The sequence below is a fragment of the Streptomyces sp. NPDC107454 genome, from assembly GCF_055582885.1.
Map to the genome: position 1 here is coordinate 20,497 of NZ_JBVJPA010000014.1, position 26,363 is coordinate 46,859.

Here is a 26,363-nt window from a genome sequence, read left to right on the forward strand (position 1 = left end):
ACCATGAGGAGCCCGCCGCATGCCCGCCGCCGAATTCCATGACCCCGAGGTCCGCACCACCGTCGGCGTGGTCCGCGGCCGTACCGAGGGCGGCCTGGCTGTCTTCCGTGGCATCCCGTACGCCGAGCCTCCGCTGGGCAAGGCGCGTTTCCAGGCGCCGCGGCCCGTGCGCGGCTGGGACGGCGTACGGGAGGCGTACGAGTTCGGCCCGCCCGCCCCTCAGGATGCGAACATGGGCGGCCGCGGCGACAACGGCCGCTTCAGCGGTACCGGCGATGATTGGCTGACGGTCAACGTCTGGACGCCCGCCCCGGACCCCGCTGCCCGCCGACCGGTGATGGTGTGGATCCACGGCGGCGCCTACAAGCACGGCTTCTCCGGCAGCCCCGGCTACGATGCCCGGCACATCGCGCGCGAGGGTGATGTGGTGTTCGTGTCGCTGAACTACCGTCTCGGCGTCGAGGGCTTCGCCCGCATCGAGGGCGCGCCCGCCAACCGCGGCTTCCTGGATCAGCTCGCTGCTCTGGAATGGGTCCAGGAGAACATCACGGCGTTCGGCGGCGACCCCGACCAGGTGACCATCCTCGGAGACTCGGCCGGTGCCGGTTCCATCGCCTCGCTCATGGTCATGCCGAGCGCGACGGGGCTGTTCAATCGGGCCATCGGGCAGAGCCTGCCGGGGACCTTCTTCTCCGACGCCCTGGCCCGTGACGTCGCCGCGGCCATCGCCGCCGAGGCGGGTCTGCGTCCGAACGCCAAGGCGCTGTCGGGTGTGGACGCGCGGGAGCTCCCGGCCATCGGGCACACGGTGGAGTCGAAGATGCGTCAGCACGCGGCCCGTTGGGGCAGCTTCGCGCATACGCTCACCCTCTTCTCCCCGGTCGTCGACGGTGAGGTGCTGCCGGTCACGCCCTGGCAGGGGCTCGCGCGCGGCGCGGGACGGGACGTGGAGCTGATCATCGGTCACAACCGGGACGAGTGGCGCACCTTCTTCCTCTTCGGAAACCTCTTCGGCAAGGTCACCGAGGAGCAGGCCGGGGACGCGCTGCGGCACTTCGGTCCTGGCGAAGAAGAGGAAGGGGAGCGGGCCTACCGCGAGGCGTTCCCGAACATGTCCGCGGAGGACCTGTTCGAGGTCGTGCAGAGCGACTGGCTGTTCCGCATGCCCGCGCTGAAGCTCGCCGAGGCACAGGCCGCCGGCGGCGGCAAGGCGTACCTGTACGAGCTGGCCTGGCAGTCCCCGGGACACGGCGGGGTGCTGCGCGCCTGCCACGGACTGGACGGCCCGCTCCTGTTCGGAACCTACGACGCCCACCTGGGTCCGGTGGCCATCGGACCCGACCACGGGGCCGAGGCCGAGGTGCTGACGTCCCAGATCCGCTCGGCCTGGACCTCGTTCGCCGCCACCGGTGACCCGGGCTGGCCCGCCTTCGACGCCGAACGGCGCCTGACCCGGATCTTCGACACGGAGCCATCGGTGACGGCCTACCCGGAGGAGGTCTCGCGGCGGCTCTGGCAGCCGTACGCCTTCGAAGCGATGCCGCTGCTGACCTCCTGACGGGTCACTGGCGCACGGGCACCGCCGGTGGCGCGTCACAGGGTGGTATCGGTCAGTCGTTTCCAGTGGTCGTACTCCCGCTGCTGCGCGGCGATTCTGCGGCGCAGGAGGAAGAGCCCGTGCCCGAGGGGGAGCCGTAGGGACGGCTTGTCGGTGGCGGCGATCGAGACAACCGCGTCGGCGGCGGCGTCCAGGTCGCAGGCCTTGTGCTTCTGGCTGTGCAGCAGGGCTTCGGCGGGGCCGTACACCTCGGGCATGGGATGCGCCGGTCCGCTCATGCCTGCCCCGAACTCCGTTCTGTAGGCGGCCGGTTGGACGATGTGACCTTGATGCCCAGGTGTCGAACGTCCTGGGCGAGTGATGCGCTGAGACCTTCGAGGGCGAACTTGGAGCTGCAGTAGGCGGCCATGACCGGTACGGCCGCGGTGCCGGCGACGGTGGAGAAGTTGATGATGTGTCCGGCGCCGCGCTCGCGCGTCTGCGGCAGGACGGCCCGGGTCAGCTCCAGCGGCCCGAACACGTTGGTTTCGAACTGCGCGCGGATCTGGTCGACGGTCGTCTCCTCCAGCGTGCCCCGCTGGGCGTAACCGGCGACGTTGGCGAGGACGTCGAGTGGGCCGAACCGATCGTGGACCGTCCCGAGCGCGGCCACGACCGACTCGGATTCGGTCACGTCGAGCCGGACAACCTCGACGGACGGGAGGTCCGCGAAGTCGGCCGGGGCCTTCTCCGGGGTCCGCATGGTCGCGGCGACGTCCCGCCCGCCCGGGCGAAGGCCCGGGTCAGGGCGGCTCCGAAGCCGGTGGAGGCTCCCGTGACGAGGACGGTCCTGGTCACCAGGTGACCGGCAGCTCGTAGAGGCCGTAGACGACCCCGTCGTGCTTGAAGGGGAGCTTCTCCACGTCGGTGGCCAGGCGCAGTGTGGGGATGCGGCGGAAGAGGGTGCCGAAGACGACCTCCAGTTCCAGGCGGGCCACAGGCTGGCCCAGGCACTGGTGGATGCCGTAGCCGAAGGCCTGGTGGCGGCGGGCGTCGCGGTGCAGGTCGAGCCGGCCGGGGTCGGGGAAGTGGCCCTCTTCCCAGTTGGCGGTGACGCTGGGCAGGATGATGCCCTCTCCGGCGCGGATGGTCTGGCCGCCGATCTCGATGTCCTCCAGGGCGATGCGACGATTGCCGATGTGGATGATCGTCAGGTAGCGCAGGAGCTCGTCGACGGCGCGGGCGAGGACCTGCGGATCGTTGGCGTCGCGGATGATCGCCAGCTGTTCCGGGTGTTCCAGCAGGACCGCCGTGCCCAGCGCGATCATGTTGGCGGCCGTCTCGTGGCCGGCGCCGAGCAGCAGCAGACCCATGGAAGCGGCCTGGCGCCGGGTGAGCTCACCGTCCTTGTAGCGCGCCGCCAGGACGGAGAGCAGGTCGTCGGTGGGCTGGGTCACCCGGTCCTGGATCTGCCGGTCGAGATAGTCAAGCAGCTCGTAGTGTGCGGCCGCGGTCTCCGCCATGTCGGCGTCGTGGCGCAGGCCGATCTCGCTCTTGGTCTGGAAGAACTCGTGGTCCTCGTAGGCGATGCCCAGCAGTTCGCAGACGACCAGGGACGGCAGCGGCAGGGCCAAGGCGCGCACGAGGTCGGCGGGCTTGGGCCCGGCCAGCATCGTGTCGATGAAGTCGTCCGTCATGCGCTGGACGGCGGGCCGCATGGCCTGGACCCGCTTGATGGTGAAGGCGCCGGAGATCATCCGGCGGACCCGTGCGTGATCGGGGTCGTCCATGTTGAGGAAGGCGGGCTCACTGCCGCGCTGGGCGACCTCGCGGAAGCCGGGGGCCATGTAGGGGAAGCCGGGGCGCCTCAGGTCGACGCTGCAGCGCGGGTCGGAGAGCAGGGTGCGCTGGTCGTCGTAGCGAGTGATGATCCAAGGGGTGGTGCCGTCCCAGATCCGGACCTTGGTGATCGGCTGGTCGGCACGCAGCTGCTCGGCGTGCAGCTCCCGCAGCTTCGGCGGCGGGGCGAACGGGCAACCGCTGTCGCGCGGCATCGGGAAGTCGGGGATCGGCTGGTCGGCGGTGGGGGCAAGAGCGTCGGTCATGTCGTTCCTGAGGTGGGGGGTGAGCAGAGGAGCAGCGGACGGACAACGGACAGCGCCGTCCAGAGCGTTGACAAGTGGTCGATGGGCCGAGTGATGGTGGCCTACCAGGTCACCGGTATCTCGTAGACGCCGTAGACGTTCCCGTGGGCCTTGAAGGGCGGTTCCCCGACCCGCCGGGCCAGTCGTGACCCGGGCGACCGGCGCACCACCGTGTCGAAGACGATGCGCGGTTCGACGCGGGCCGGGTTCTGGCCGGGCCGCTGGTGGACGCCGTATCCGAAGCCGTGCCCTCGCCCGCGCCCATGGTCACGCCGCCGATCGCCACGTCCTCGTCGGAGGCCCGCACGAGGGAGTACTCGGCGACGGCGCAGTACCGCATCAGATCCTCTAGCGGGCCTGGTGTCCTCGCCGGATCCGCGTGGATTGTCGCGAGGACACCGGGATGTTCCAGCAGCGTCATCGTGCCGAGGAAGGTGACGTTCGAGGCGGTCTCCTGCCCCGCGATCAGCAGCGGAAGCCCGGGGCCGACGGTCCTGGCCCGGTCTCCGGTCTTCGCCGGCTGTCTGCTCGACGGGTCGTCGCCGGACTCCCGTCGCTCTGTACGACGAGCTACCAGGGACCGTACGGGTGGGTGTGCATGTGGGGTGGGGGTGGCGGACATGGTGGGGGAGCCTCCGAGTGCACTCGGCATATCGGATGGATTTCTTCCGCTTCTGGTCTCGATGCTAGCGAAGTGGAGGAATTTCGTCCACCTAGCTGGGGTCGGGCACGCCACCCCACTGGGAGAATCAGGCGTATGACCGCTGATCCGCACACCCCGATGAGAGCCGACGCGCGGCGCAACCGCGACCAGATCCTGACGGCGGCGAAAGTCGTCTTCCAGGCTCAGGGGCCCGATGTGCCGATGGAGGAGATCGCCCGCAGCGCCGGAGTCGGCGTCGGTACTCTCTACCGGCGGTTTCCCGATCGGGACTCGCTCATCCGGGCTGTGGCGCAGGACAGCTTCAGCCGTGTGCTGGAGGAGCTACGAGCGGTGGCCCGGGAGGAGCCGACCGCCTGGGACACGATCACCCGCCTCCTCGCGCACTCCCGCGAGTTGCGGGTGACGGCGCAGCTGGGGCTGCTGTCGGAGCGGGCGCACGCGATCGTCACCCGGGACCCGGAGATCCGGGGCGTCCGGGACGAGATCATGGGCCTGCTCGACGACCTGGTCACGGCCGCTCAGAGGGAAGGCAGCCTCCGCGCGGACATCGGCGCGGGCGACCTCGGTGTGCTGCTGTCGCTGCTGGTACGGCACTATCCGGTCGCGGAGGCCGAGATGGCGGACATGATGCTGCACCGGGCGACGGCCCTCATCCTCGACGGCCTGAGGGCCCCGGGCACGCCGCTTCCGGGCCGACGCCTGCTCCCGCGTGACCTGGGCTGAGCAGGGTGCCCGGCGGGGCTCGGAGTTCTGGGAGCTTTCCGAGAAGTCGGCTCGCCCGTCCCGGGGGCCGCGGGGCTGACCTGCGGTCGGCCACCGAGCGTTGTCAGGAAACTCCCGGGACCTCTGCGGAACGTGGCACTCCCGGCCGACAGGCTGTGCCGGTCCTCAAGGACGCGGCCCCGTCGGCCGAATCCCTTCGTACGGCGCCGAGTTGAGTCGTCCGACCGAGGCGGAGCGACCCGATATGCCCGTCATCAACTCGAAGCCCCTGGCCGAGCGCCGGCCGCCCGAAGGTCTATTGAGGAACGCCCTGGACGGGGCGAGAGCCACGCTGTACGCCCTGGCCGCCATGATGGTCGCCTCGGCGCCGGCCCTGTGGCTGCTGGACGCCGGGTCGGCCGGGTCGCTGTGGCGGCTGTCGCTCACACTGACGGCCATGGCCGTCGGCGGCTCGGTGAGCGCGGGCTCGGACACCTCGGCCCCATCCGGGGGCTCCGGGATCGGAGACCTGCTCGGCGGCCTGTTCGGTGGCGGCGGGGGCATGGCCCCGTCGATGAGCGGGGCGATCGAGGCGGTGCCCCTCGGTGTGACGCTGATCGGCTCCCTCGTGCTGTGGCCCGCCATCTCCCGTCGGTAGCCGTGAAATTCTTTGAATGTTAGATTTTCGCTGCCGGCAGCCGACGCTCGATGAGGAGCAGATCCGATGAACAGCGCTTCTCCCCTGGTCGCCACTGCCTCGGGCCCGGTCCGCGGTGAGGGCCGAGCGGACGGCAGCCTGCGCTTCGTCGGCATCCCGTACGCCCAACCACCCGTCGGTGCATTGCGGTTCGCCGCACCCGTGCCGCCTCAGCCGTGGACCGAACCGCTGGACGCCACCGCGTACGGGCCGACGGCGCAACGCCACGCCGTCACCGAGGTCGCCACCATCCCGGAGCCCACCATCGCGGGCGAGGGGATCCTCAACCTCAACGTCTTCACCCCCGGCACTGCCCCCGAGGATCCGCTGCCGGTCCTGGTCTGGATCCACGGCGGCGGTTTCGTCGCCGGATCGGCGGCCAGCCCCTGGTACGACGGCTCCGCCTTCAACCGGGACGGGGTGGTCCTCGTCTCCGTCGGCTACCGGCTCGGCATCGAGGGGTTCCTGCACCTCGATGGCGCTCCGGACAACCGCGGTGTGCTGGACTGGATCGCCGCGCTGGAGTGGGTCCGCGACAACATCGCCGCGTTCGGCGGCGACCCGGTCAAGGTCACCATCGCGGGCCAGTCCGCGGGCGGCGGCGCCGTGTTGTCGCTGCTCGCCGTGCCCGCCGCCCGGGGACTCTTCCGCGGGGCGATCTCCGCATCCGGCGTCGTCTCGCTCCCGGACGGTCCCGAGGTCGGCCGTGCCGCCGCGCGCCTGTTCACCGCCCGCACCGGCACGGCTGGCCACCGTCGAGGCACTGCGCGGGCTCGGCCACGACGAGATGTTCGAGCTCCGGACTCGGCTCCTCGAACCCGGGGCGGATCGCGAGGGGTTGCCGCCGATGCGTACCCTCGCGCCGTTCGCCGACGGGGAGTTGATCCCGCAGGCCGTCCAGGCGGCCCTGACCGAGGGCGACGCGGGAGCCGACGTACCGCTGCTGATCGGCTGCACCGCGCACGAGTTCAACGTGCTGCCGGAGATGCCTCGGACGCCGCCGTTGCCGGAGGCCCTCGGGTTCCTCGGCCTGGACCCCGCCCGGGCGGACGTCTTCAGGGACGCGTACAAGGATCTGCACCCGGACGCCCACTTAGCTCAGGCCCTGACCGACGCCACCTTCCGCTACCCGGCCGTGGCAGTCGCCGACGCCCGCGCCGCCCGTCAACGCCCTACCTGGCTCTACGAGTTCGAGTGGACCTCACCTGTGAACGGCGCGGCCATCCACTGCCTCGACGTGCCGTTCGTCTTTGACCTGCTCGACGCGGAGGGCGTCACGGCCGTGGCGGGGACGGCGCCGCCGCAGGCGCTGGCGGACGCCGTGCACCGGGCATGGGTGGCCTTCGTACGGGATCAGGATCCGGGCAAGGAGTGGCCGCGGTACGCGGAGGACGGGCGTACGGCAATGGTGTGGTCCGCCGATTCCCGGGTCGAGGAGGACCCGCTGGGCCGGGTTCGCACGGTCTGGTCCCCCTGATCCCGACTTCCCGGAGGCCCCCGGCCCGTTCGCCCTCCGGCGCTCTCCCTCAGGAAGGAAAACCTGGTGCTCGTACGTCTCAGGCATGTCCTGCTCGCCGCCGCGGCCGCCTTCGCGCTCCCCGTCGCCGCACCCGCGGGCGCACAGGAACTGTCGGCCCCGGCCGGAACCCGGTGCGCACCCGCTGAACCCGGACTCACCACCGTCTCCGTCACCTCGGCCGGCACCACCTACCCGGTGTCGCTCTACGTCCCCCGCGGCTACACCGGCCACCACCCGGTCCCGCTCGTCCTCAACCTGCACGGCAGCAGCTCCAACGGGCGCAACCAGCTCATCGTCACCGACATGGAGAAGACCGCCGACGAACACGGGTTCCTGGTGGCCGTGCCCAACGGCGGCGCCCCCGCGCCGAATGCGGAGGACGGCTACACCTGGGTCATCCCCGGCGTGCCGAACACCTCCGGTCAGCTTCCCTCACCGGACGACCGCGACGACGTGCGGTTCCTGTCCGACACCATCACCGCCGTGTCCCAGGACTTCTGCGTCGACTCCGACCGGGTGTACGCCACCGGCTTCTCGGGCGGAGCCAGGATGGCCTCGCTGCTCGCCTGCCGCCTCTCCGACCGGATCGCCGCCATCGCCCCGGTCTCGGGCCTGCGCGCGGGCAACCCCGACGCCTCCGACCCGACCCGCCCGGACCCGGCGACCTGCACTCCCTCCCGTCCGGTTCCCGTCCTCGCCTTCCACGGCCAGGAGGACCCGGTCAACCCCTACGACGGCGCCGGCCCCGGGTACTGGCAGTACTCCGTGCCCACCGCGTTCGAGCGCTGGTCGGAGCTGAACGGCTGCCGCGTCGGCCCGGTCGAGGCCAAACTGACCGAGCACGTCACGTTCAGGACCTACGGCGCCTGCCGTCAGGGGGCCGACGTGAGCATGTACGTGATCGCTGACGGCGGGCACACCTGGCCCGGCTCGCCCTACCCGGACGGGTTCCCGGGGATGGGCAAGGTGTCCACCGAGATCGACGCGAACGACGCCATGTGGAGCTTCTTCGAGCGGCACCCGCTGCGTCACCGGGAAACGGCGGAAGCCCTGCGCTGATCACCGTCCGCCTGCCCGAGCACCGCGCACTCCTCCAGGAAGGACAGGATGTGCAGGTGATATGCCCGGGCGGTCAGACCGAGGCTGAGGTTGTGACCGGCCTCGGTCTGCTCGTGGGTCTGCACCCGCGGTGACGCCGTGAACAGAGCGGCGACCACGGCGAGTGCCTCCGGGCCCGATCGCCACACGGTCTCGTGGTCGCCCAGGGTCAGGTGCACCGGCACCCGCACCCGGGCGGCCAGTTCGGGGAGCCCGTTCACCCAGTGACGTACATGGATTTCGTACCGGGGTGAGCGGGCGGCGATCGAGGGGTCGGAGTACACGTCCGGGGCGTACAGTCGGCGCGGGCCCCACAGCATGGCCCGCAGCCCGCGCGGGAGTCTGCGTCCGGTGGCCGCGTCCCGCTCCATGGAGTCGAGGACGGTGCCCACCGTCCACTGGTGGTGCAGCCCGGTGCCGGCGATCTCCAGGCCGATGAAATCGCGGCCGCGCTCGTCCGCCGCCATCCGCGTGGCCAGTTCGCAGCCCGCGGAGTGGGCGAGCAGGAACACGCCCGCGCCGAGCGGCCGGTTCGCGAGCAGTGCGTCGACGGCCGCGAAGGCGAGGTCGATCTGGCGCGAGGTATCGGCGACCTTCTCGGCGTGCCGTTCGGAAGCGCCGTAGCCGGGCCGGTCGAGGGCGATGGCGGTGTAGCCAAGGGCCGCGGCGGTCCGCAGCAGGGACAGGTCGGGATGGCCCGGGCAGTCGTAGTACCTGGAGGTGGTGCCGCCGCCGTGCAGGGCGAGCAGGACGGCGCGTGGTCGTTCCACCTCGCAGATCAGCGTCGACATGGGTACGCCGTCGACGTCGATGACGCCCGCGTGCGGAGGCCGGGCGTCGGTGTCGCTGTGGGGCATGAGACCGTCCTTGTCAGGAGTGTGCCGGTGCCGGCCGGCTGCCCACCACGACGGTGACCCGACAGGACCGCTCAGGTGGGTCAACGCCTCGACGAACAGCGGGAGTCGGGCGCCGACCGACCATGTGCTGGGTCTCCGGTGTGCGGAACAGGGCGGAGAGCCGTCCCTGACGGGACGGACGCCGGGCGGGGGGTGGTGCGGTGCCGCCGCCTGATGCGGAGGGCGGGTCTCCCCAGGCCCGGCTCCTGTGCGCGGAGGCGATGGGTCGCGTTCGTCGGCACCCGGATGTGACGCCGGGTGCCGAATCTCGAACCGTATCCACGTTGCGCGGCCGGATCAGTACCGCGAGGTGACGCTCAGAGGGACGCGAGCTCCTGGGCGAGCACGCGCAGGGTGTCCTTCGGGAAGTCACCCGACATCGCCGCGAGGGAGATGAGGGACGTCGATCCGATCATCTGGAGGAGTTCGGTGTCGACGAGAGTCGGCGCGTGCGTGCGCAGCACCTCGACGGCCATGGGGTCGGACACCAGCGCCGAGAGAGGGGTGCGCAGCGAGAAGCGGCCGGCCGGGAAGTCCTCCGGCTTCGGCAGCGGTTCGGCGGCCTTCTCGGCCTGCCCGCGCTGGGCACGCACCAGGAGGTGCTCGACCGTCACCTCACCGGTCGCCGGCAGGCCCAGCCGTTCGTACTGGCTCGGCGGCGCGTCGCTCGCGCGCATCAGGTCGACGAGCAGGTTCGCCATGCGCTGCTCGACCTCGTCGTCGACGATCGGGGTGCGCTGCTCCGGGTCGTTCTCCAGGTCGTAGAGGAGGGTGCCGAAGCGGTACGGGTTGAAGTAGGTACCGCCGGCCGTCCGGACCGTGCGGACGCCCTTGGTGAAGGTGAAGGGCTCGGCGAGTTCGAGACCGGTCAACTCCTCGACGGAGAAGCGACCCTTCATGTGGGTGGGCATCAACGTGTGCTCGAACAGAGGGGCATTGTCCGCTGAGACGGGGGCGCGCATGTAGACGTAGCGGCCGTCGGTGATGTTCACGTGTCCGCCGTGGATGCCGAACAGGCCGGCCTCGCGCACCGGTTCGTCGGTGGCGACCGGGAGCGGGACGCCCTGCATGTCGGCCGGGATCCCGACGCCGAAGAAGTCGAGCAGGGTCGGGGCCAGGTCGATCGTCTGCACGAGTGCCGAGCGGCGTTCTCCCGCGACGCCCGCCCGGGGGTCCCAGACGAACAGCGGCAGATGGACCAGTTCGTTGTACCAGGGTTGGACCGACTTACCCCACCAGTTCTTCTCGCCCAGCAGCAGGCCGTGGTCGGTGTTGACGATCAGCAGGGTGTCCTGCCACATGTCGCGCTCGTCCATCATGTCGAGGACACGGCCGAGCGACTTGTCGCACATCGACAGCAGGGCGGCGTACTCAAGACGCGCGTGCTCGACCTGCTCGTCGGTCTCGGTGACGGGGCGGTAGTCGGGCCAGTCGAAGTTCGGGCCGTCGTAGTCGTGCGGGTAGAGGTCCTTGAACTGCTTGTGGCTGAAGAAGGGCTCGTGCGGGTCGAAGGTCTCGATCTGCAGGAACCAGCGGTCCTCGGAGTGGTTGGTGCGGATGAAGTCCAGGCCCGCGTCGAAGGTGAGGGTCTGGCAGTGCTGCTCCTCGGTCTGCATGTACAGCCGGTTCACCCAGTCCTGCCGGTAGCCCCCCAGGCGGAGCTCCTTGACCTCCTCCTCCGGCATGGGCGGGTCGGCGACATGGCCCTTCCAGGCGTCGCCCTCCTGGCCGCGGGAGAACTCCCAGGTGTTGTAACGGCCGTGGTAGGTGGCTCCGCCGTCCTCCCAGTAGTGGGGGTGGTCGCTGGCCAGGTGTGTGTACACGCCGGCGCGTTTGAGCAGCTCCGGCATCGAGTCGTCGAACGGCTCCAGCGGGCCCCAGCTACGGTGCAGGAAGTTGTGGCGCCCGGTGTGGATCTCGCGCCGGGCCGGCATACAGGGCATCGACCCGGCGTAGGCGTTGTCGAAGGTGACCGTCCGCTCGGCCAGGCGGCGGAAGTTGGGCGCGTGGGTCCAGTCGCAGCCGTACGGCGGCAGCATGTGCCGGTTGAGACTGTCGAACATCACCATGATGGCTTTCATACCGCGGTGCTCCTTGGTCGGCGGGTGCGGGCTGTGTCGTCGGGATCGGCGTTTCGGGCACAGCGGAACCCGGCGTGGCCACTGGCCGCGTCGGGGGTGTTGGCGGTGCGGGCGGCGACGCGGTAGGGGTTGCAGTACGAGACGTGGCACAGGTACGAGCCGCCGCGGATGACCTTGTCCGTACCCTGCTCCGGGCCTGCGGGGTCGATCCACGGGCGGTCGGAGCGCCCCTGATCGGTGCTCCACCAGTCCGCGCACCACTCCCAGACGTTGCCGGAGGTGTTGTAGAGGCCGTAGCCGTTGGGTTCGAAGGCGTCGACGGGGGCGGTGCCGCAGTAGCCGTCGGCGGCGGTGTTCTTGCTGGGGAAGCTGCCGCGCCAGATGTTGCAGACGTACCGTCCTTCCCGATTCAGTACGTCGCCCCACGGGTACCGCTTCTGGTCCCGGCCGCCGCGCGCCGCGTACTCCCACTCGGCCTCGGCAGGCAGGTGCTTGCCCGCCCAGGCGGCGTAGGCGGCGGCGTCGGTCCAGGAGATGTGCACGACGGGGTGGTCGCCGCGGCCGTCGAGCGTGCGGCAGGGGCCCTCGGGCTGGTCCCCGCGGGCGCCGGTGACGCCGCACCACCGGGGGGTGCGTGGCGGCCGGGGCGCTTCACGGCGCAGGCCCCCCGGCAGGAAGCCCGCGAACACGTACGACCAGCCGATGTGCTCGGCTTCGGTGACGTAGCCGGTGCCGTCGACGAACTCCGCGAACTTGTCGTTGCTGACCGCGTGCGCGTCGATGTGGAAGGCGCTCAGGCGCACGGTACGGACCGGGCCCTCCCCGTCGGACGGGAAGCCTTCCCGGTCCTGCGCACCCATGAGGAACTCGCCGCCGGGGATCAGGACCATGCCGTCCGGCGCGGCGGCGGGCCTCGTGACGGGCACGGGCAGTACACCGCCCTGCCGCCCGCCCGGTGGCGCGCAGCAGGCGGGACGGGAGGCCGAATCGTGCTCCATGGTGCTCCGAACTGCCGGTTCTCGTGCTGATACGTGAGCCGCCGGCTCGTGTGGCAGTACTCTAGCCTTTAATTTTTTTGAGAGATAGATTTTAGAGGCGTGAAAGGTGGCATTGATCGGTTCCTGGAGCGCTGCGGGTGGGGGCTTCGTCGACCATGCCCGCCAGTAGCGTTGCAGCATGGTCCAGGGCGTCAGCCAGCCACGGACGGCCTGTAGTGCTTGGGGCCAGCAGGCCGGTTGGGGCTGGTGGGACCGTGTGGTGCCCCCCTCTCTGGCCGGCCGGGTGCCGGCTCCTCCCCGTTCGTGGCGGGCGGGGGTGGGACGAACCAGGTGTTCCGGCAGAAGCTGAACACGCAGTTCAGTCTTCCCGACCGAGCCGAGATACTGCTTGCCCACGTGTGCGGTCGCCGTCCCGTCCTTGCGATCTCCGGAGTCATCCACCACCAAGACCCCGGCTGGGTGCGGGGCGGTGGCTGGGTCAGCCAGCAGCAGTTTCAGACGGCCCCGCCTTCCGCGCACCGCAGCACGATCCTCGCCCGCAGCGCCAGGAACTGCGCGCTCCCTGCTCGTCTGACAGCAGCCGCACCCGCTCTACCTGCTGCACCGGAGCCTGCCGCAGGACCGGCGCGGGGAACTGGCCGGCCGGTTCGCCGAACTCGTCGAGGAGACGGCCCGGTTCATGGCCTCCTTCGTCGCGGAACGCGACGGCATGGCCGCCGGATGGGAATCCGCCGACAGCGACTGCCCCGGCTTCCCGCGCGACGGCGGCCGGCAGGTCCAGCACGAGGGGTTCACCCTCCGGCTGTGACGATCCGGCCGACCCTCTCCGGCGCCCTGGCCGAGCCGCCTGGCGACACACTCACCCGCACCGCGACCATCGCGGTGCCGGTGAGTCCCCGCTGACCTGCCCGGCCAGAACCGTGCCCCCTGAAGGGGCGCGGGACTGTGTCTCTGTGCGGCTCCGCCGCGCGGGCGCGGCCGACCACGACGACGCCGCAGACGACCGACGGCACGGCACCGCACAGCCAGCGGAGCGCTTAGCCGGACGCCTCGGGCTGCTGGGTCCTTCCGGTGGACGAGCGGTCGTGCGAGGCGGCGTGCTGGGCCGCGATGTGGCCGTACACCAGCCCCTGGCCGATCGTCGCTCCAGGGCCGGGATAGCTCCGGCCGAACACGTTCGCGGAGGTGTTGCCGATGGCGTAGAGACCCTCGATCGTGGTGCCGTCCGTCCGTTGCACCTGAGCGTGTTCGTCGGTTCGCAGGCCGCCGCAGGTGCCCAGGTCGGTGAGGACGACCTCCACCGCGTACAGGGTCCCGCGCAGGGGGCGCAGGTTTGGGTTCGGCGTCACCGTCGGGTCGCCGTAGTAGCGGTCGTAGGCACTCTCGCCGCGGCCGAATTCCGGGTCGTGGCCGGACGCCGCGATCTCGTTGTACCGGCGGAAGGTGGCGACGAAGGTGTCCTCGGCGATTCCGGCCGCGCGCGCGAGTGTGGCCGGATCGTCCGCGGTGAAGGCGATTCCCGCGTCGAACCAGGCCTGTGGGAGCTTCTGGCGCGGGTACACGGAGCCCGCCATGAGGTAGCGGTTGCGGTGGGTCTGGTCGAACACCAGCCACACTCGCCCCAGCGGCTCGCCGGCCCGGTCGCGCTGCTGCCACACCTGCCCGACCGTCATGTAGTCGCTGCACTCGTTGACGAAGCGCTCACCGGCCGAGCCGACCATGAAGGATCCCGGCAGCGAGCGCTCGGCCAGCAGCACCGCGGGAGCTGTGGTGCTGTCGGCCGGACGGAACGCCGGGAACCACCAGGCCTCGTCCAGGAGATCGGTGGCGGCACCCAGCCCGGTCGCCAGTTGGATCCCGTCGCCGGTGTTGCCCGCGGCGCCCCAGCTCCAGTCCTCCGTACGGCCCGTCTGGTGTTGGGAGCGCAGCGGTATGTTGTGGTCGAAGCCGCCCGCCGCCAGGATCACCCCACGGCGCGCGGTCACCGTCACCCGCCGCCCGTCCTGCTCCAGCACCGCTCCCGTCACCCGGCCGTCCTCCGCGCGGAGGTCGACGAGCGCGGTCCGCGTCCACACAGGTATGCCCGCCTTGAGCAGCCCGGCGTAAAGTCCCGCCCCGAGCGCCTGGCCGGTCGCCTTGTACTCGCGGCCGATGAGCATCCCTCCGAGGCCGAGGAGGAGCCTCCTGGCGATGAGCGGCAGGGCCTTGGAGGGCTTGCGCATCACCAGGTTCATCCACTTGTAGTCGCCCGACGTCACCGGCATGACGGCGGGGGCGGCCATCACGTTGTTCGGGAGCAGCCGGGCGCGATCCCGGCCGAGCGAGGCGACGTCGAAGGGGCGGGACTCGCAGCCCCGGCCGATCGCCGACCCGCCGGGCGCCTCGGGGTGGTAGTCGGGGTATCCCTTGCCCCAGAAGAAGGTCAGGGGAGTGGTTCGGCGGAGCATCTCGACGGTCGCCGGGCCGTGTTCGATGAAGGCCAGCCGCTGCGCCCGCGGTGCGTCGTCACCGGCGAGTGCGTCGAGGTACTCCAACCCCCGCTCGGCGGTGTCGTCGCTCCCATCTTCCTTCAGGATGGGGTTCGCGGGTACCCAAAAGGCCCCGCCCGACAAGGACATCGAGCCGCCGACCCACTGCTGCTTCTCCGCCACCAACACGTTGAGGCCGCGTTCGTGGGCCGACAACGCCGCGGCCATGCCCGTCCCCGATCCGACGACGAGCAGGTCGACGGTCATGTCCTGCGCGTGTGGCCCAGCGGGAGGCTGCTTCGTCCTCATGATGGTTCACTCCCTGGTCTTCTTCGTCTTCTTTGACGGTCGAGCCCTCATGGCGCGAGCCACTCGCGTGCCGTGTCCGTGGCGGGATTCGATGTCGTCGCCCCTTCCTCCTGGAGACGCTGGCGTCGGGCATGAGGACGGTGACTTCCGTTTGTTCAAGGGATCCGCTCCGGATCGAGTCCCGGTTCCCCGCTCCTGGCATTGAGGGTGGGGGATGCCTGCCGGGTGACCCGCCGTAGGAAGTCCGTCATGTCGCGGCGACAGCGCTTGGCGACATCGGTCCGGGCGAAGCCGTCGAACCCGTGGGGTGCCCCCGCGTAGACGCCCAGATCCACCGGAACGCCCGCTTCCACGAGGCGCGTTGCGAAGGCCAGGTCCTCCTGGCAGAAGAGATCCGCCCCGCCCACGAAGATTCCGGTGGGCGGCAGACGCGAGAGGTCGTCCGCCAGCGCGGGTGAGGCGTACGCGGGCACCTCGGCCGCGGTCACGTCCTTGCCGAGGTAACAGGCCCAGCCCAGCCGGTTCGCGGCGGCTGGCCAGATCGGATCCTCGGCGGACGCACCGTGGCCGGTGCGGTGGTCGAGCATCGGATAGTGGAGGAGCTGGAACGCGGGGACGGTCGGTCCCCGGTCGCGCAGGCGGAGCGACAGAGCGGCGGCCAGACCGGCACCCGCGCTGCCGCCGCCCACCCCAAGACGCACCGGATCGATGCCGAGTTCGGCGGCGTGCCGGCAGGTCCACTCCCATGCGACCGCGCAGTCCTCCAGCGGGGCGGGGTACGGATGCTCGGGTGCCAGGCGGTAGTCGACGGAGACCACGACCAGGCCGAGTTCCACGACCCATTGATCGACCCGGGCGTCGGGAGCCAGCGCCGACCCGAGGATGAAGCCCCCGCCGTGGATCCACACCAGCCCCGGCGCCGGAGCAGGACCGCGCGGGCTCTCCGGGCGGTGGACGCGCACTCGTACGCGCCCCGCACCCGGCACATCGGCCGCGACGTCCTGCACCGCCATACCCGATGCCCCGGGGGGTGGCGGAGCCGATCGCGCCGTGACCGCGATCGCCTCGCGGATCCGGGGGACGTCGAACGGTGTCGCCGCCGCCCAGTCGACGCGACGCGTGGGAAACGCCTCGATCAGGTCGGCGAGTTCGGGGTCCACATCCATACGCTCTCCTCGACCGGCCGCGTTGCCGGGCATCGGGGGACGGTGCGCGACGGCGCGCGCGTCAGCCGCCGTGACGGCCGATCTGTGCGATCTGTTCAGCGCAGGTCGAATCCCGCGTAGTTCCCGGCGGCGGCCTCACGCATGCTCGCGACATGGCGCCGGATCCCACCGATGTAGGGGATGAACGTCCTGGAGCCGTCGTGGGACACGTGCACCATGTAGTTGTCGATACCGAGCCGCAGCAGGCCCTGCGCCATCCGAGCGACGTGAGCCGTCCACTCCGCCTCGCCGGCCTCGCTCGCCTCGATACTGGCGTACTTCTTCTCGTCGAGGTGGGCGATGCAGTCGGCGATCCAGTCGATCGAGTACTCGTTCTGCAGGAAGAGGTTGCCGAGCACCGAAGGGCTGCCCGGTCCTGTGGGCAGGAACAGGTTGGGGAAGTCCGAGGTCATCATGCCGAGCTGGGTGCGCGGGCCGGAGCGCCACCGGTCCGTGGGGGTGATCCCCTGCTCGTTGCGGATGTTGGCCCCGTCGATGGCCCCGGTGAACGCGTCGAACCCCAGGGCGAAGACGATGAGGTCGACCTCGTGGTGGTGGTCGCGGGTGCGGATGCCGGTCTCGGTGATCTCGACGATCGGATCGTCCCGCAGGTCGACCAGCGACACGTTGTCCTGGTTGAAGGCGTCGTAGTAGCCGATCTCCAGGCACAGCCGCCGGGTTCCGATGGGATACGTGGGACACAGGGCCTCGGCCACTGCGGGGTCGCGCACCATCCCACGGATACGGTCCCGCACGAAGTCCGCGACGATGTCGTTGACCTGCGGATCCCGCCCCTGGTCGAGGAAGATCGAGTTCATGCCCTGACCGCCGGTCTCCCACTGGCGTACGAGCATCGCGTCGCGTTCGGCCGTGGGGTAGTGGCTCATCGGGTGCTGCGGTTCGGGGATCCGGACCCCACCCGCGGTGTCGGTGAGCAGCTGCTCGCGCTCGACCGGGAGCCGGTCGCCGAGTTCCTTCTGGACCGTGCCGTCGAGCGGACGGTTCTGCGCCGGCACCGCGTAGTTGCCGGTGCGCTGGAACACATAGAGGTGCTCGGCCTCCGAGGCGAGCGTCGAGATCGTCTGGACCCCGGAGGAGCCCGTGCCGATGACGGCGATGCGCTTGCCCGCCGTCTCCACCTCGTCCTGCGGCCAGTGGCTGGTCATCACCCACCGTCCGCGGAACTTGTCCAGGCCCGGGAAGTCGGGCTTCCGGGCCGCCGAGAGCTGTCCGGTGGTGAGCACGAGGAAGCGGCACGACATCCGGCGGCCGTCGGCCGTGGTCAGGTCGTAGCGGCGTCGTGCCGGGTCCCAGGTCGCGCTGTTGAGCCAGGTCTCGAAGTGGAAGTGGCGCCGTACGTCGAGCCGGTCGGCCACGGAGTTGACGTAGCCGAGCAACTCGGGCTGGGAGGCGTAGCGTTCACGCCACTGCCAGGAGCGCCAGACGTCCTCGGAGAACGAGTAGCAGTAGTCCAGGCTGTCCAGGTCGACCCGGGCACCCGGGTAGCGGTTGTGGTACCAGACCCCGCCGACGTCGCTCGCGCCTTCGAGCCCGACAACCGACCATCCCTGAGTTGTGAACCGGTGCATGGCGTACACGCCGCCGAGGCCGGCGCCGATGACGGCGATGTCGTAGTCACCCATGCGGTCCCCGTCTTCTGTGTGCTGCCCGCTCAACGCTGCCTCGATCCTTCGGTTCCCACGGAGTTGTTGGCGTCCAGGTCCGCACTCCAGAGAGCCGAGGCGCCGTCGAGGTACTTCGCACGCAACAAGGGCGTGACCCCCAGGGGGACCAGGTTCTCGCCCAGCTCGCCCTCGAATGCCTCCGCGATGGCGTCGGCCGACCAGCCCGACTCGCGGCGCAGGATCGGCTCGCGAACGGCGGGATGCGCGATCAGCGAGAGCGCTGTTCCCTCGATGCGTACGATCTGGCCGGTGACCCGGTGCGAGCTCTCCGACAGCAGGTACACCGCCACAGGGGCGTTGGCGGCGGTGTCGGGCTTGTTGCCGGTGCCGAGCCCGCTCATACCCGCAAGCTGGTGGGTGTCGGCGAAGGCCGCCGAAGTGGTCGTCTGATGGGTGAGCGCCAGTGGGGAGATCGCGTTGACACGTACTCCGTGCGGGGCCATCTCCATCGCCCAGCAGTAGGTCATGGAGGCGACCGCCCCCTTGGTCGCGCCGTAGCCGACCATGTAGGGGATGCCCAGGTGCGCGCCCGAGGTGACGTTGACGATGGAGCCCGAGCCCGCCCGCATCATGTGCCGCATGGCGGGCAGCGTGCAGGCTGCCAGTCCGTTGACGTTGACACTCCACATCCGCGCCAGCTGGACCGCGGTGAGTTCACCGGGCATCGACATCTCGAAGATCCCGGCGTTGTTCACCAGACCATCCAGGGAACCGAACTCGCTCACGCACCGGTCCACGAGCTGCTCGGCCTGTGCCCAGTCGGTGATGTCCGCGGGTGCGCCCACCGCCGCACCGCCCTGCTCGCGGATCCGCGCGGCCACCTCCTCGGCGGCCGGGCCGTCGACGTCGTTGACGACGACCTGCCCTCCTGCCGCGGCGATCGCCTCGGCATACGCCGCGCCGATGCCCCGGCCGGCCCCTGTGACGATCACGGACTTCCCGTTCAAAACGCGCATCAACTGCTCCTCGGCCCTATGTCACGCCTGCTGCATCCGAGGCCGCTTCGAGCTCGCGCCCATCGGGGGGTGTCCGGCCCCGGAGCCGGCACCCACGGCACGCGGCTGCGTGCTGTATCCGGCGAGGCCGTCCCCGTCCGCTGTTTCGGGACGGTGGTCGTCTCCGGTGGATCCTGGCGGTCGTTCACGCGGGTCGGGCGTCCGGGCGAACGACCCACCTGTCCGGACAGCTCTGCGGACGCCTCGAACCGGGCTGTGCTGAGAGGTGTCCGCCAACCGCTGTGGACACCGAGGCGGCGGACCGGAGGCACGAGGCGCGCCCCCGGACGTCGCAAGCCGTGGGTGTCTCGGCCGTGACCTGGGCGGGGAAGTCGCGCAAGGCCTGCTGCGCCCTGTCCGCCCGCCGGCCGTACCGGTGGCACGGCCCGAGCCAGGTGGGCCGGGCCACTTGGGCCCATGGCGGTGCGCCGCCCCAGGCGCCCGGTGCCCAGGACCCACCTGGCTGCCGATGAATCAGGTTGCCGTTCGAACCAGCACGGCACGTGTGCGGTCGGCGTCGGTCGCCGCGAGGACACGGTCGCCCGTAGTGAAGTGCGCCCTGGCCGACCGGGACTGCACGGCGCCCAGTCCCCGGATGTAGGTGCTGTCGTCGATGGCCAGCGTCACGTCGGCGCCGTCCTCGTCGTGGATCGTGACACTGGAGTCGTCGATGTTCTCGACCGCACCGACGACCGGCTTCGGCGCCGCCGTGTTGAGCACCCGGATGTCGATCGACAGCCGGATGTGGTCCGAGGTGTTCGCGAGCCCCGAGTGCGGCGTGAACTTGTTGAAGATGAGGATGTCGCCCGGCAGGTAGTCGATGCGCCGCCAGGACTCCTCCGCCACCTTCTCCGCCGGGATCGCCTGGCTCTTCCCGTCGTGCAGGACACCGCCGTGGTGTGCCTCGGCGACGGCCAGGCCCCCGAGATCGGCGGGTATCGGCATGAGGGGGATCCAGCAGATCCTCAGGTCGAGTCCGGGGTTGTAGAAGCCGTCCTGGTGCCGGGCGATGAACAGGTCGTCAAGTGTGGTGTCACTCGGCAGGGCGGCCCGGTAGGAGACGATGGGCAGCCACGACGGCGACTCCCCGAGCACCGCGCGGAGCGTGCGCTCCGTGGCGGGGTCGTTCGCCAGGGCCTTCCATGCCTCACCGAGGTCCTCGTACTCGATGGCACGGCTGCTCTTGACCGGCTCGCCCGTCCACACGGACTCGCCGTCGACGGACGTGACCAGCGCCTGTTCGTGCAGCCGGTTCATGTACGCGAGACGGAGCTTCTCCACCGCGTCGGTGTCGAGGACGCCGCGCAGGAACAGGTACCCGTCCGCGTTCCAGCGGCGGTTCAGCTCTTCGTGGTCGTTGAGAACGTCGGCGGAGTCTCGCAGCGTTGCGATCTCCGCAATGGTGCTGCCCAAGGCGCGAATCCCTTCGTGTGGTCTACGAGATGCGAAGCGGTCGGGATCGAGGCCTGCGCTCGGCCGGCGAGCGGGCCTTGGCGGAGTGCGTGGCGGCACTGCCAACCTGAAAGCCACTGTACATAATATATTTATCGGGACGGGTGCGGTCAAGACTTCGATGGACGCCCACTGTGAGCCCCTCTCCGGACCCCGCTGCGGGAATCCACGGTCCTGCTCCAAATCCATGCCTCCGGGGCGGACGCACCTCCCAGTATTACATGTAATATATATTATAGATTTATCTCAGTGTCGAGCGAGAGGAAAGCCATGGAACTCACTGACAAGGTCGCCGTCGTCGTGGGAGGAGCCGGGTACATCGGCTCCGCGTGCTCACGCCGTCTGGCGGAGGCGGGCGCCACCGTCGTCGTCGCGGACCTGGCCGCAGCCAAGATCGACGAGACGGTCGCCGGCATCGAGGCAGCGGGTGGAAAGGCCATCGGGCAGGTCGTTGACGTCAGTGAGGAGGCGTCGGTCATCGACCTTGTCAAGACGACGCTCGGCGAGTACGGCCGGATAGACAGCCTCGCCAACGTCGCCGCCGCGTTGGACCTCGCGCCCATGGACGGTGACATCACCACCATGGAGGCGGAGTTCTGGGACCGGGTCATGGCGGTGAACCTTCGCGGTCCCATGCTGACCGCGAAGCACTTTCTTCCGACCATGATCACGCAGGGGTCGGGGACGATCGTGAACTTCACCTCGACCGCGGCGTTCGCCGGCGACCTGGGACTGATCGCCTACTCCTCCTCGAAGGCCGCGCAGATCGGCCTCACCCGGTCCATCGCCACCACCTACGGGCAGCAGGGCGTGCGGTGCAACGTCATCGCGCCCAGCGGAGTCTGGTCCCCCGAGTTGCTCTCGATCTGGCCGGACGAGATGAAGGAGAGGTTCCGGGACTGCATGCTGACCCCGCGACTCGGCCAGGCGGACGATGTCGCCCATCTGGTGGTCTACCTGTCCTCCGACAAGGCGTCCTACATCACCGGACAGACCTTCTTCGTCGACGGCGGAAGCCTTGTCCACCAGCCCTGGGTCCGCCGCGGAAGCTCGGCGGGCACCGACTTCTTCCACCAGGAGGACTGACACGGCGTGAGGTGACCGGCCTGCACCCGTCCCCGTCCTGCACGGGTTCGGGCCGGTCACGTCTGTCCGGACGTGCGCCCTTGGCGAGGTCGCCGGTGCGGTCGACCGCGACGTGACCGCCGGCCTCGTACCAAGCCGGGCGAAGGGCTTCGGCGAGCGTGAGGCGCTGACCGGAGACCGCGCAGGCGACCGGTGCGACCTCGCACCGCATGCTGTCCCCGTGGCCGGCCCGCGCCCGGTCCGGCCACCGGGAAACGCGACCGGGCCCCGCCTCGCCGTCCAGCGTTTTCCGGCCTCAACGGCCGGTCCGGCACTGGCGGTCCGAAGCGGGACCCGGTCTCTTGCGCCCGGCCATCACAGTCCCGGCCTGGCACAGGACCCCTCGGCGCCGCCCGCTACACGTCCCAGACGAGCGGGAGCGACTGCGGCTGGATCATTCCGCCGATGTCACTGACGATCTCGGCGTCCGAGGCGATGCGGAAGGGCGGGAGCATGTCGAACAGGGTGTTGATCGCGACGCGCAGTTCACGGCGGGCCAGGTGCATCCCCATGCAGAGGTGCCGCCCGTAACCGAAACTGACGTGCCGCGGTTTCCGGTCGAACTGGATGTCGTGCGGATTCGAGAACTCGGCGGGGTCACGACCAGCCACCGAGAACAACAGCAGGACCCGGTCGCCGGCCTTCACCGTCACGCCGCCGACGGTGGTGTCACCGACGCACTGACGCATCACGCTGGTGGCGCCGTAGGCCCGCATCAGCTCCTCGATGGCGTCGTCTATCTTGTCCCGGTTCGCACGCAGGTAGGCCTGGTCGTCCTGGTTCTCGGCGAGGTGGCGAACGAGGTGGCCGAGGTGGGCCGCGACGGTGTCCAGCCCACCGATGTACAGCGTGAAACAGATGCCGAGCAGCTCGTTGTCGTCGAGCTTGCGACCGTCGATGTCGGAGCGCAGGATGCGGCCGATGAAGTCGTCACCGGGTGCGTCCCGGCGCGCGTCGATCTCCGACCTCAGGTAGTCCACCACGGCCTGGGTATTGGTTTGTACCTGCTCCAGGGTGGGGGCGTAGATCATCCCGTGCTCCCAGGCGAGGAACTGTTCCGTCCGGTCGATGGGCAGGCCCATCAACTCGAGGAAGATCCGGACCGGGTACTCGAGGGCGAACTCCTTCATGAACTCGACATGTCCGCGGGCCCTGAAGGTGGCCACCGACTCACGCGCGTACTCGACGACCTTGGCCTCAAGGGCTTCGATCGCGGCCGGCGAGAGAAGGGGGTTGAGGATCTTCCGGTAGTCCAGGTGGCTCGGCGGGTCGATCTCCGCGGGGATCATGCGCCACTCGCCGCCGGTCAGCATCGAGAACGGGAACTGGTCCCGGCTGCTGAAGTGTTCGGCGTCCATGGCGATCTTGCGGCAGTGGTCGGCCCGCCAGAACACCCACGCGCCACCGCCCAGCGGCACCGTGGGCGCGTAGTAGACCTCGGGGCCCTTCTGGATCTGCGCCAGCACGTCGTGCGGCAGCTCGGTGGTCGTCGAACCGCGGGACACGGGGTGCTCCCGGACCAGTTCAGGTGGGATGTGGTCGGGAACGGTCTGCGTGAACGGGTCGGCCTGGGTCATCGTCATCTCCTCTGGAGGTTGTTCAACCGTCGCCGACGGTGGACGCGTCGCCGCGTCCACCGTCGGCGACCGGGTGCGCACATCGGCGCTCAGGACTCTCCGCACACGTAGTCGGTCCACTCCTGGATCCGGCCGTCCTTCAGGTAGAAGACGCCGACGAGGGGGAACGGCTGATCGGGCTTGTCCTCCGACTGCACGATGTCGGTCCGGATGTTGACGACGATGGGGCCCTCGGCGAAGGTGTCATGGATCTTGACATCGACCCGGTCCGTCGACTTCAGGTGCTGCAAGATCTGCTCCCTGCAGCCCTCCGGTCCGACCGTCGGCGGCAGGACGTGCGCGGTGCGGACCACGCCGTCAGGTGCGATGGAGGAGTACAGGACCTCCTCCGGGTTCCAGAACGACATCACGAAGCTGTTCACCAGCTCGACGTTGGCCTTCTCCTCGGCCGTGAGCTCCGTCTTCCGGCTATAGGTGAATGCCTGTCCCAAAGCGTTGTCTACCGCCACGGTTTCCCCTTCATCGCGGAACCTACGAATTCATGGAGTCCGAGCCTGGCCCGACGGGCGTAGGCCGGCCTTTTGCGCGAGGTCCTGCCACGCGGGCAGGCCTCGCTCCGCATCAGCAGTCCGCCTCGTGTCGACGGCCTGCTGCCTCTCCTCCACGTCACGATCGGACTCACATCACGGTGGAAGTCCAGCCGCCGTCGATCGTCAGGACGTCACCGGTGTGGTACGCGGCGGCATCGCTGGCGAGGTAGACGACCGCCCCGGCGATCTCGCCGGGCTGTCCGTAGCGAGGGACGGGCGCCCGCTGGGCCAGCAACTCGGCGAACGGGGCTCCGCCGGTCTCCGTCGCGATGAACCCCGGGTTGATCACGTTCACGCGCACGCCGTGCCGTCCGAACTCGACGGCCGCGCTCTTGGCGAGACCGACGAGGGCGGCCTTGGCGGCTCCGTAGTGGCCGAGCCCCGGCGCCCCGTGCTTTGCTGCCAGACTGCCGGTCAGGATGATCGACCCGCCCGGATCACCGGCCTCGGCCCGGGCCACCATGTGCCGGGCCGCCGCGGCCACGGTGTGCCATGTTCCGTCCAGGACCGTCCCGAACTGCTGCGCGCGGGCCTCGTCGCCGGTGTCGAGGAAACCGGCGCTCGGCACGAGATCGCCGGCGTTGGCGAAGGCGATGTCGAGCCGGCCGAGTGTCTTGATCACGTCTCCGGCACCGGCACGGACGGCCTCCGGGTCGGAGATGTCGACGGACGCCGCGTACACCGTGGCGCCGATCGCGCGCAATTCCTCGGCGACCGCCTCGTTGCGCTCCTTGCGCCGGCCCCAGATCGCGACCGAGGCCCCGGCACGCGCCAATGCGGTCGCGGCGGCGCGCCCGATCCCGCTGTTGCCACCGGTCACCAGGGCGACCTTCCCGGTCAGGTCCAGCGGGTGTCCAAGCTCGGTTGACATAGTGCTCCGTCCTTCTCGTCATGGAGACTGGTACGGCCTGCGGTCACGACGCGACGTGAGCCGGCGGCAGGCATTGCGGATGCGGGGTGGGTGGCTCGAATCGGATGCCGCGGCGTATGTGCTGGTGCGTCAGTCCCTGTCGAGTGCAGCCGGAATCTCTTGAATGAGCTTGGTCGCCCGACGGCGGTTGTGAGCGCGGCGGACGAAGGCCGTGGACCTCGGGGAGGCCGGCCGGACCGCCGGTGACGACCGAGTGGAGTGTCAGCCCTGCGGCAGCGGACGCTGGCCCTGCAGCTCGATCAGCTGGCCGAACGGGTACAGGCCGCCACCGATCACGTCCGTGTGCACGAAGGCCTGGTTCACCTCGCGGCCGGTCCGGTCCAGCGCGAGCGGACCGGTCGGCAGCACCGTGACCCGTCCCTTCAGCTCCTCCGGCAGCTCGTTCGTGAGCCGGTCGGTCACCTCGGCCAGCTCCTCGAAGGTCTCGTACCGCAGGCCGAAGTGCGTCACGTCACCCGGCCGCCTCCGGATCTGGTCGTAGGCGCGGAGCGCTTCGCCCAGCTCGTCCTCCCCGGCGGCGAGCGCGCTGAGATGCCGGTCGAGCTGGGCGTCAGGCTCCACCAGTTCGCTGAGGTAGAGGACGTTGTTGAGCACGTCGCTGCGGTCGGCCTTGCCCGAGAAGATGCCTGTGATGGTCCAGGGGGCGTTGAAGTCCTCGGTGAGGTCTTGTGCGACGCACCCGAGGGTCTCGAAGAAGGCGATCGCGAGGTCCTGCTCACCCGGTCGGTACATCAACTCGACGTGGCTGATGAAGAAGTCGTCGTACTTGGTCGAGTTCGTCATGGGGGCTGGTCCTTTCGGCTGGCCGGACTGGAACGGGTGCGGGGGACAGCCGGCTGGTCGAGCGGAGGCGGATCGCCTCCCTCGCTTCGCTGAGGCGTAGGAGCTGTCGGGTTCTGCGGCGCCCCACTCAATGTAATATATTATGTTCTAGCAGTGCGTCAATCGTCGCGGCGGCAGAGGAGGAGGCACAAAGGCCGAGGGGCGGAGCGGCTCGCTCCGGCCGGGCGCCGATGTCGCGGAAACCTCCCCACGCACCGAAGCCGTACATGGCTGGTCGAACAGGAAGAGAAGGAATGGGCATCCCCTCCGACGACTACCAGGACCTGGTGTCGCTCAAGGCGCGGTACTTCCTCTACCTCGATACGAAGCAGTGGCCTCAGCTGGCCGACTTGTTCGCGCCCGATGCGACGATCGGGGCGTTCGGGGACTCCAGCCCGACCGCGTTCGTGGAGTTGCTGGCCGAACGCCTGGCCGGGATCACCTGCGTGCACCAGGGATTCACGCCCCGCTTCGAGCAGGTGAGTGACGTCGAGGTGCACGGCGTCTGGGCGATGCAGGAGGTCCTGTACTGGGATCCCGCCACCCACAGCCACTCGCCGTCCGACCTGCCCGGCCAGTTCGGCGTGCGGGGATACGGGCACTATCACGACACCTACCGCAGAACGGCTGACGGCTGGCGGATCAAGAGCCAGAGCCTGAAGCGGCTCGTCGACGAGCCGCTCATCGCCGGCGGCGCGTTCGGCCCCGCGTCGTTACGGATCGCGGGCGCCGCACCCGAGCCGGGCCAGGCGAAGGTCTGATGCACCCTCAGGCGAGGGCCGTCCGCGATCCATGGAGGAGGAGAGCAGTGTTCATGAGGCCTGTCCGTCGCATGTCCACACCCGCGCAGAACTGCCTCGGGGGTCGC

General features: G+C 69.9%; 22 protein-coding genes and 3 pseudogenes. 9 read left to right on the plus strand and 16 right to left on the minus strand.

Translation table 11 applies throughout. The features are described 5' to 3' along the window. Positions 1 to 19 precede the first annotated feature (19 nt). Positions 20 to 1,558: a carboxylesterase/lipase family protein gene (locus tag ACZ69M_RS33000; protein WP_470055613.1), complete on the plus strand. Its 1,539-nt coding sequence runs from the start codon at positions 20 to 22 to the stop codon at positions 1,556 to 1,558. A gap of 35 nt (positions 1,559 to 1,593) precedes the next feature. Here the strand turns inward: ACZ69M_RS33000 and ACZ69M_RS33005 are convergent, their stop codons facing one another. The 3 genes and pseudogenes from ACZ69M_RS33005 to ACZ69M_RS33015 all read right to left on the minus strand — a co-directional run bounded on the left by ACZ69M_RS33005 (position 1,594) and on the right by ACZ69M_RS33015 (position 3,642). Continuing rightward, the gene (locus ACZ69M_RS33005) at positions 1,594 to 1,836 is read right to left on the minus strand and encodes a hypothetical protein (protein WP_470055615.1); all 243 of its coding nucleotides are present in this window, start codon (positions 1,834 to 1,836) and stop codon (positions 1,594 to 1,596) included. Then, positions 1,833 to 2,303, minus strand: a pseudogene (locus tag ACZ69M_RS33010) (SDR family NAD(P)-dependent oxidoreductase); the annotation flags it as partial. The pseudogene ACZ69M_RS33010 and the gene ACZ69M_RS33005, both read right to left, overlap by 4 nt. 88 nt (positions 2,304 to 2,391) lie before the next feature. Next, positions 2,392 to 3,642 (minus strand): cytochrome P450, encoded by a 1,251-nt coding sequence (locus ACZ69M_RS33015; RefSeq protein WP_470055617.1) that lies wholly within the window; start codon positions 3,640 to 3,642, stop codon positions 2,392 to 2,394. A gap of 796 nt (positions 3,643 to 4,438) precedes the next feature. On the opposite strand from ACZ69M_RS33015, the gene ACZ69M_RS33020 reads away from it, so the two are divergent. From ACZ69M_RS33020 to ACZ69M_RS33040, 5 genes and pseudogenes are all read left to right on the plus strand, one after another. After that, positions 4,439 to 5,068, plus strand: a complete 630-nt coding sequence (locus tag ACZ69M_RS33020; RefSeq protein WP_470055619.1) for a TetR/AcrR family transcriptional regulator — start codon at positions 4,439 to 4,441, stop codon at positions 5,066 to 5,068. A 244-nt stretch (positions 5,069 to 5,312) separates the two neighbouring features. Continuing rightward, entirely contained in the window at positions 5,313 to 5,705 is a 393-nt protein-coding gene (locus ACZ69M_RS33025) for a hypothetical protein (RefSeq protein WP_470055621.1), read from the plus strand. 66 nt (positions 5,706 to 5,771) lie between these two features. After that, positions 5,772 to 6,368: pseudogene (locus ACZ69M_RS33030) on the plus strand (carboxylesterase family protein); the annotation flags it as partial. A gap of 82 nt (positions 6,369 to 6,450) precedes the next feature. Continuing rightward, on the plus strand, positions 6,451 to 7,221 hold the full coding sequence (locus tag ACZ69M_RS33035) for a carboxylesterase family protein (protein ID WP_470055623.1): 771 nt from the start codon (positions 6,451 to 6,453) through the stop codon (positions 7,219 to 7,221). Between the two features lie 66 nt (positions 7,222 to 7,287). Continuing rightward, positions 7,288 to 8,322: an extracellular catalytic domain type 1 short-chain-length polyhydroxyalkanoate depolymerase gene (locus ACZ69M_RS33040; protein ID WP_470055625.1), complete on the plus strand. Its 1,035-nt coding sequence runs from the start codon at positions 7,288 to 7,290 to the stop codon at positions 8,320 to 8,322. Here the strand turns inward: ACZ69M_RS33040 and ACZ69M_RS33045 are convergent. From ACZ69M_RS33045 to ACZ69M_RS33060, 4 genes and pseudogenes are all read right to left on the minus strand, one after another. Further along, on the minus strand, positions 8,292 to 9,218 hold the full coding sequence (locus ACZ69M_RS33045; RefSeq protein ID WP_470055627.1) for an alpha/beta hydrolase: 927 nt from the start codon (positions 9,216 to 9,218) through the stop codon (positions 8,292 to 8,294). The genes ACZ69M_RS33040 and ACZ69M_RS33045 overlap by 31 nt on opposite strands. Before the next feature lie 356 nt (positions 9,219 to 9,574). After that, positions 9,575 to 11,338: a sulfatase gene (locus tag ACZ69M_RS33050; protein ID WP_470055629.1), complete on the minus strand. Its 1,764-nt coding sequence runs from the start codon at positions 11,336 to 11,338 to the stop codon at positions 9,575 to 9,577. Then, complete coding sequence (locus ACZ69M_RS33055) at positions 11,335 to 12,336, minus strand: formylglycine-generating enzyme family protein (protein ID WP_470056188.1); 1,002 nt, start codon at positions 12,334 to 12,336, stop codon at positions 11,335 to 11,337. Before ACZ69M_RS33055 ends, ACZ69M_RS33050 begins: the two co-directional genes overlap by 4 nt. A gap of 357 nt (positions 12,337 to 12,693) precedes the next feature. Further along, positions 12,694 to 12,837, minus strand: a pseudogene (locus tag ACZ69M_RS33060) (transposase); the annotation flags it as partial. Positions 12,838 to 13,015: 178 nt separating this feature from the next. Between ACZ69M_RS33060 and ACZ69M_RS33065 the strand changes: the two are divergent. Further along, positions 13,016 to 13,144 carry a hypothetical protein gene (locus ACZ69M_RS33065; protein WP_470055631.1) on the plus strand — a complete coding sequence of 43 codons (129 nt, stop codon included), beginning with the start codon at positions 13,016 to 13,018 and terminating at the stop codon, positions 13,142 to 13,144. A 229-nt stretch (positions 13,145 to 13,373) separates the two neighbouring features. Here ACZ69M_RS33065 and ACZ69M_RS33070 read toward each other — a convergent pair whose 3' ends face one another. The 5 genes from ACZ69M_RS33070 to ACZ69M_RS33090 all read right to left on the minus strand — a co-directional run bounded on the left by ACZ69M_RS33070 (position 13,374) and on the right by ACZ69M_RS33090 (position 20,411). Beyond that, positions 13,374 to 15,113, minus strand: a complete 1,740-nt coding sequence (locus ACZ69M_RS33070; RefSeq protein WP_470055633.1) for a 3-ketosteroid-delta-1-dehydrogenase — start codon at positions 15,111 to 15,113, stop codon at positions 13,374 to 13,376. A 155-nt stretch (positions 15,114 to 15,268) separates the two neighbouring features. Further along, the gene (locus ACZ69M_RS33075; protein ID WP_470055635.1) at positions 15,269 to 16,279 is read right to left on the minus strand and encodes an alpha/beta hydrolase; all 1,011 of its coding nucleotides are present in this window, start codon (positions 16,277 to 16,279) and stop codon (positions 15,269 to 15,271) included. A gap of 95 nt (positions 16,280 to 16,374) precedes the next feature. Then, positions 16,375 to 17,961, minus strand: a complete 1,587-nt coding sequence (locus tag ACZ69M_RS33080) for a flavin-containing monooxygenase (RefSeq protein ID WP_470055637.1) — start codon at positions 17,959 to 17,961, stop codon at positions 16,375 to 16,377. Positions 17,962 to 17,990: 29 nt separating this feature from the next. Continuing rightward, positions 17,991 to 18,959: an SDR family NAD(P)-dependent oxidoreductase gene (locus ACZ69M_RS33085; RefSeq protein ID WP_470055639.1), complete on the minus strand. Its 969-nt coding sequence runs from the start codon at positions 18,957 to 18,959 to the stop codon at positions 17,991 to 17,993. Positions 18,960 to 19,472: 513 nt separating this feature from the next. Beyond that, positions 19,473 to 20,411 carry a phytanoyl-CoA dioxygenase family protein gene (locus ACZ69M_RS33090; RefSeq protein WP_470055641.1) on the minus strand — a complete coding sequence of 313 codons (939 nt, stop codon included), beginning with the start codon at positions 20,409 to 20,411 and terminating at the stop codon, positions 19,473 to 19,475. A 309-nt stretch (positions 20,412 to 20,720) separates the two neighbouring features. Here ACZ69M_RS33090 and ACZ69M_RS33095 point away from each other — a divergent pair, with 309 nt between their 5' ends. Further along, positions 20,721 to 21,536: an SDR family NAD(P)-dependent oxidoreductase gene (locus tag ACZ69M_RS33095; protein ID WP_470055643.1), complete on the plus strand. Its 816-nt coding sequence runs from the start codon at positions 20,721 to 20,723 to the stop codon at positions 21,534 to 21,536. Positions 21,537 to 21,931: 395 nt separating this feature from the next. On the opposite strand, the gene ACZ69M_RS33100 is transcribed toward ACZ69M_RS33095, so the two are convergent. From ACZ69M_RS33100 to ACZ69M_RS33115, 4 genes are all read right to left on the minus strand, one after another. Beyond that, positions 21,932 to 23,152 carry a cytochrome P450 gene (locus ACZ69M_RS33100; protein WP_470055645.1) on the minus strand — a complete coding sequence of 407 codons (1,221 nt, stop codon included), beginning with the start codon at positions 23,150 to 23,152 and terminating at the stop codon, positions 21,932 to 21,934. A gap of 89 nt (positions 23,153 to 23,241) precedes the next feature. Further along, positions 23,242 to 23,661 carry a limonene-1,2-epoxide hydrolase family protein gene (locus tag ACZ69M_RS33105; protein ID WP_470055647.1) on the minus strand — a complete coding sequence of 140 codons (420 nt, stop codon included), beginning with the start codon at positions 23,659 to 23,661 and terminating at the stop codon, positions 23,242 to 23,244. A 169-nt stretch (positions 23,662 to 23,830) separates the two neighbouring features. Beyond that, the gene (locus ACZ69M_RS33110; protein ID WP_470055649.1) at positions 23,831 to 24,613 is read right to left on the minus strand and encodes an SDR family NAD(P)-dependent oxidoreductase; all 783 of its coding nucleotides are present in this window, start codon (positions 24,611 to 24,613) and stop codon (positions 23,831 to 23,833) included. Positions 24,614 to 24,874: 261 nt separating this feature from the next. Beyond that, on the minus strand, positions 24,875 to 25,456 hold the full coding sequence (locus ACZ69M_RS33115; protein ID WP_470055651.1) for a hypothetical protein: 582 nt from the start codon (positions 25,454 to 25,456) through the stop codon (positions 24,875 to 24,877). 293 nt (positions 25,457 to 25,749) lie between these two features. On the opposite strand from ACZ69M_RS33115, the gene ACZ69M_RS33120 reads away from it, so the two are divergent. Then, on the plus strand, positions 25,750 to 26,256 hold the full coding sequence (locus ACZ69M_RS33120) for a nuclear transport factor 2 family protein (protein WP_470055653.1): 507 nt from the start codon (positions 25,750 to 25,752) through the stop codon (positions 26,254 to 26,256). Positions 26,257 to 26,363: the final 107 nt, after the last annotated feature.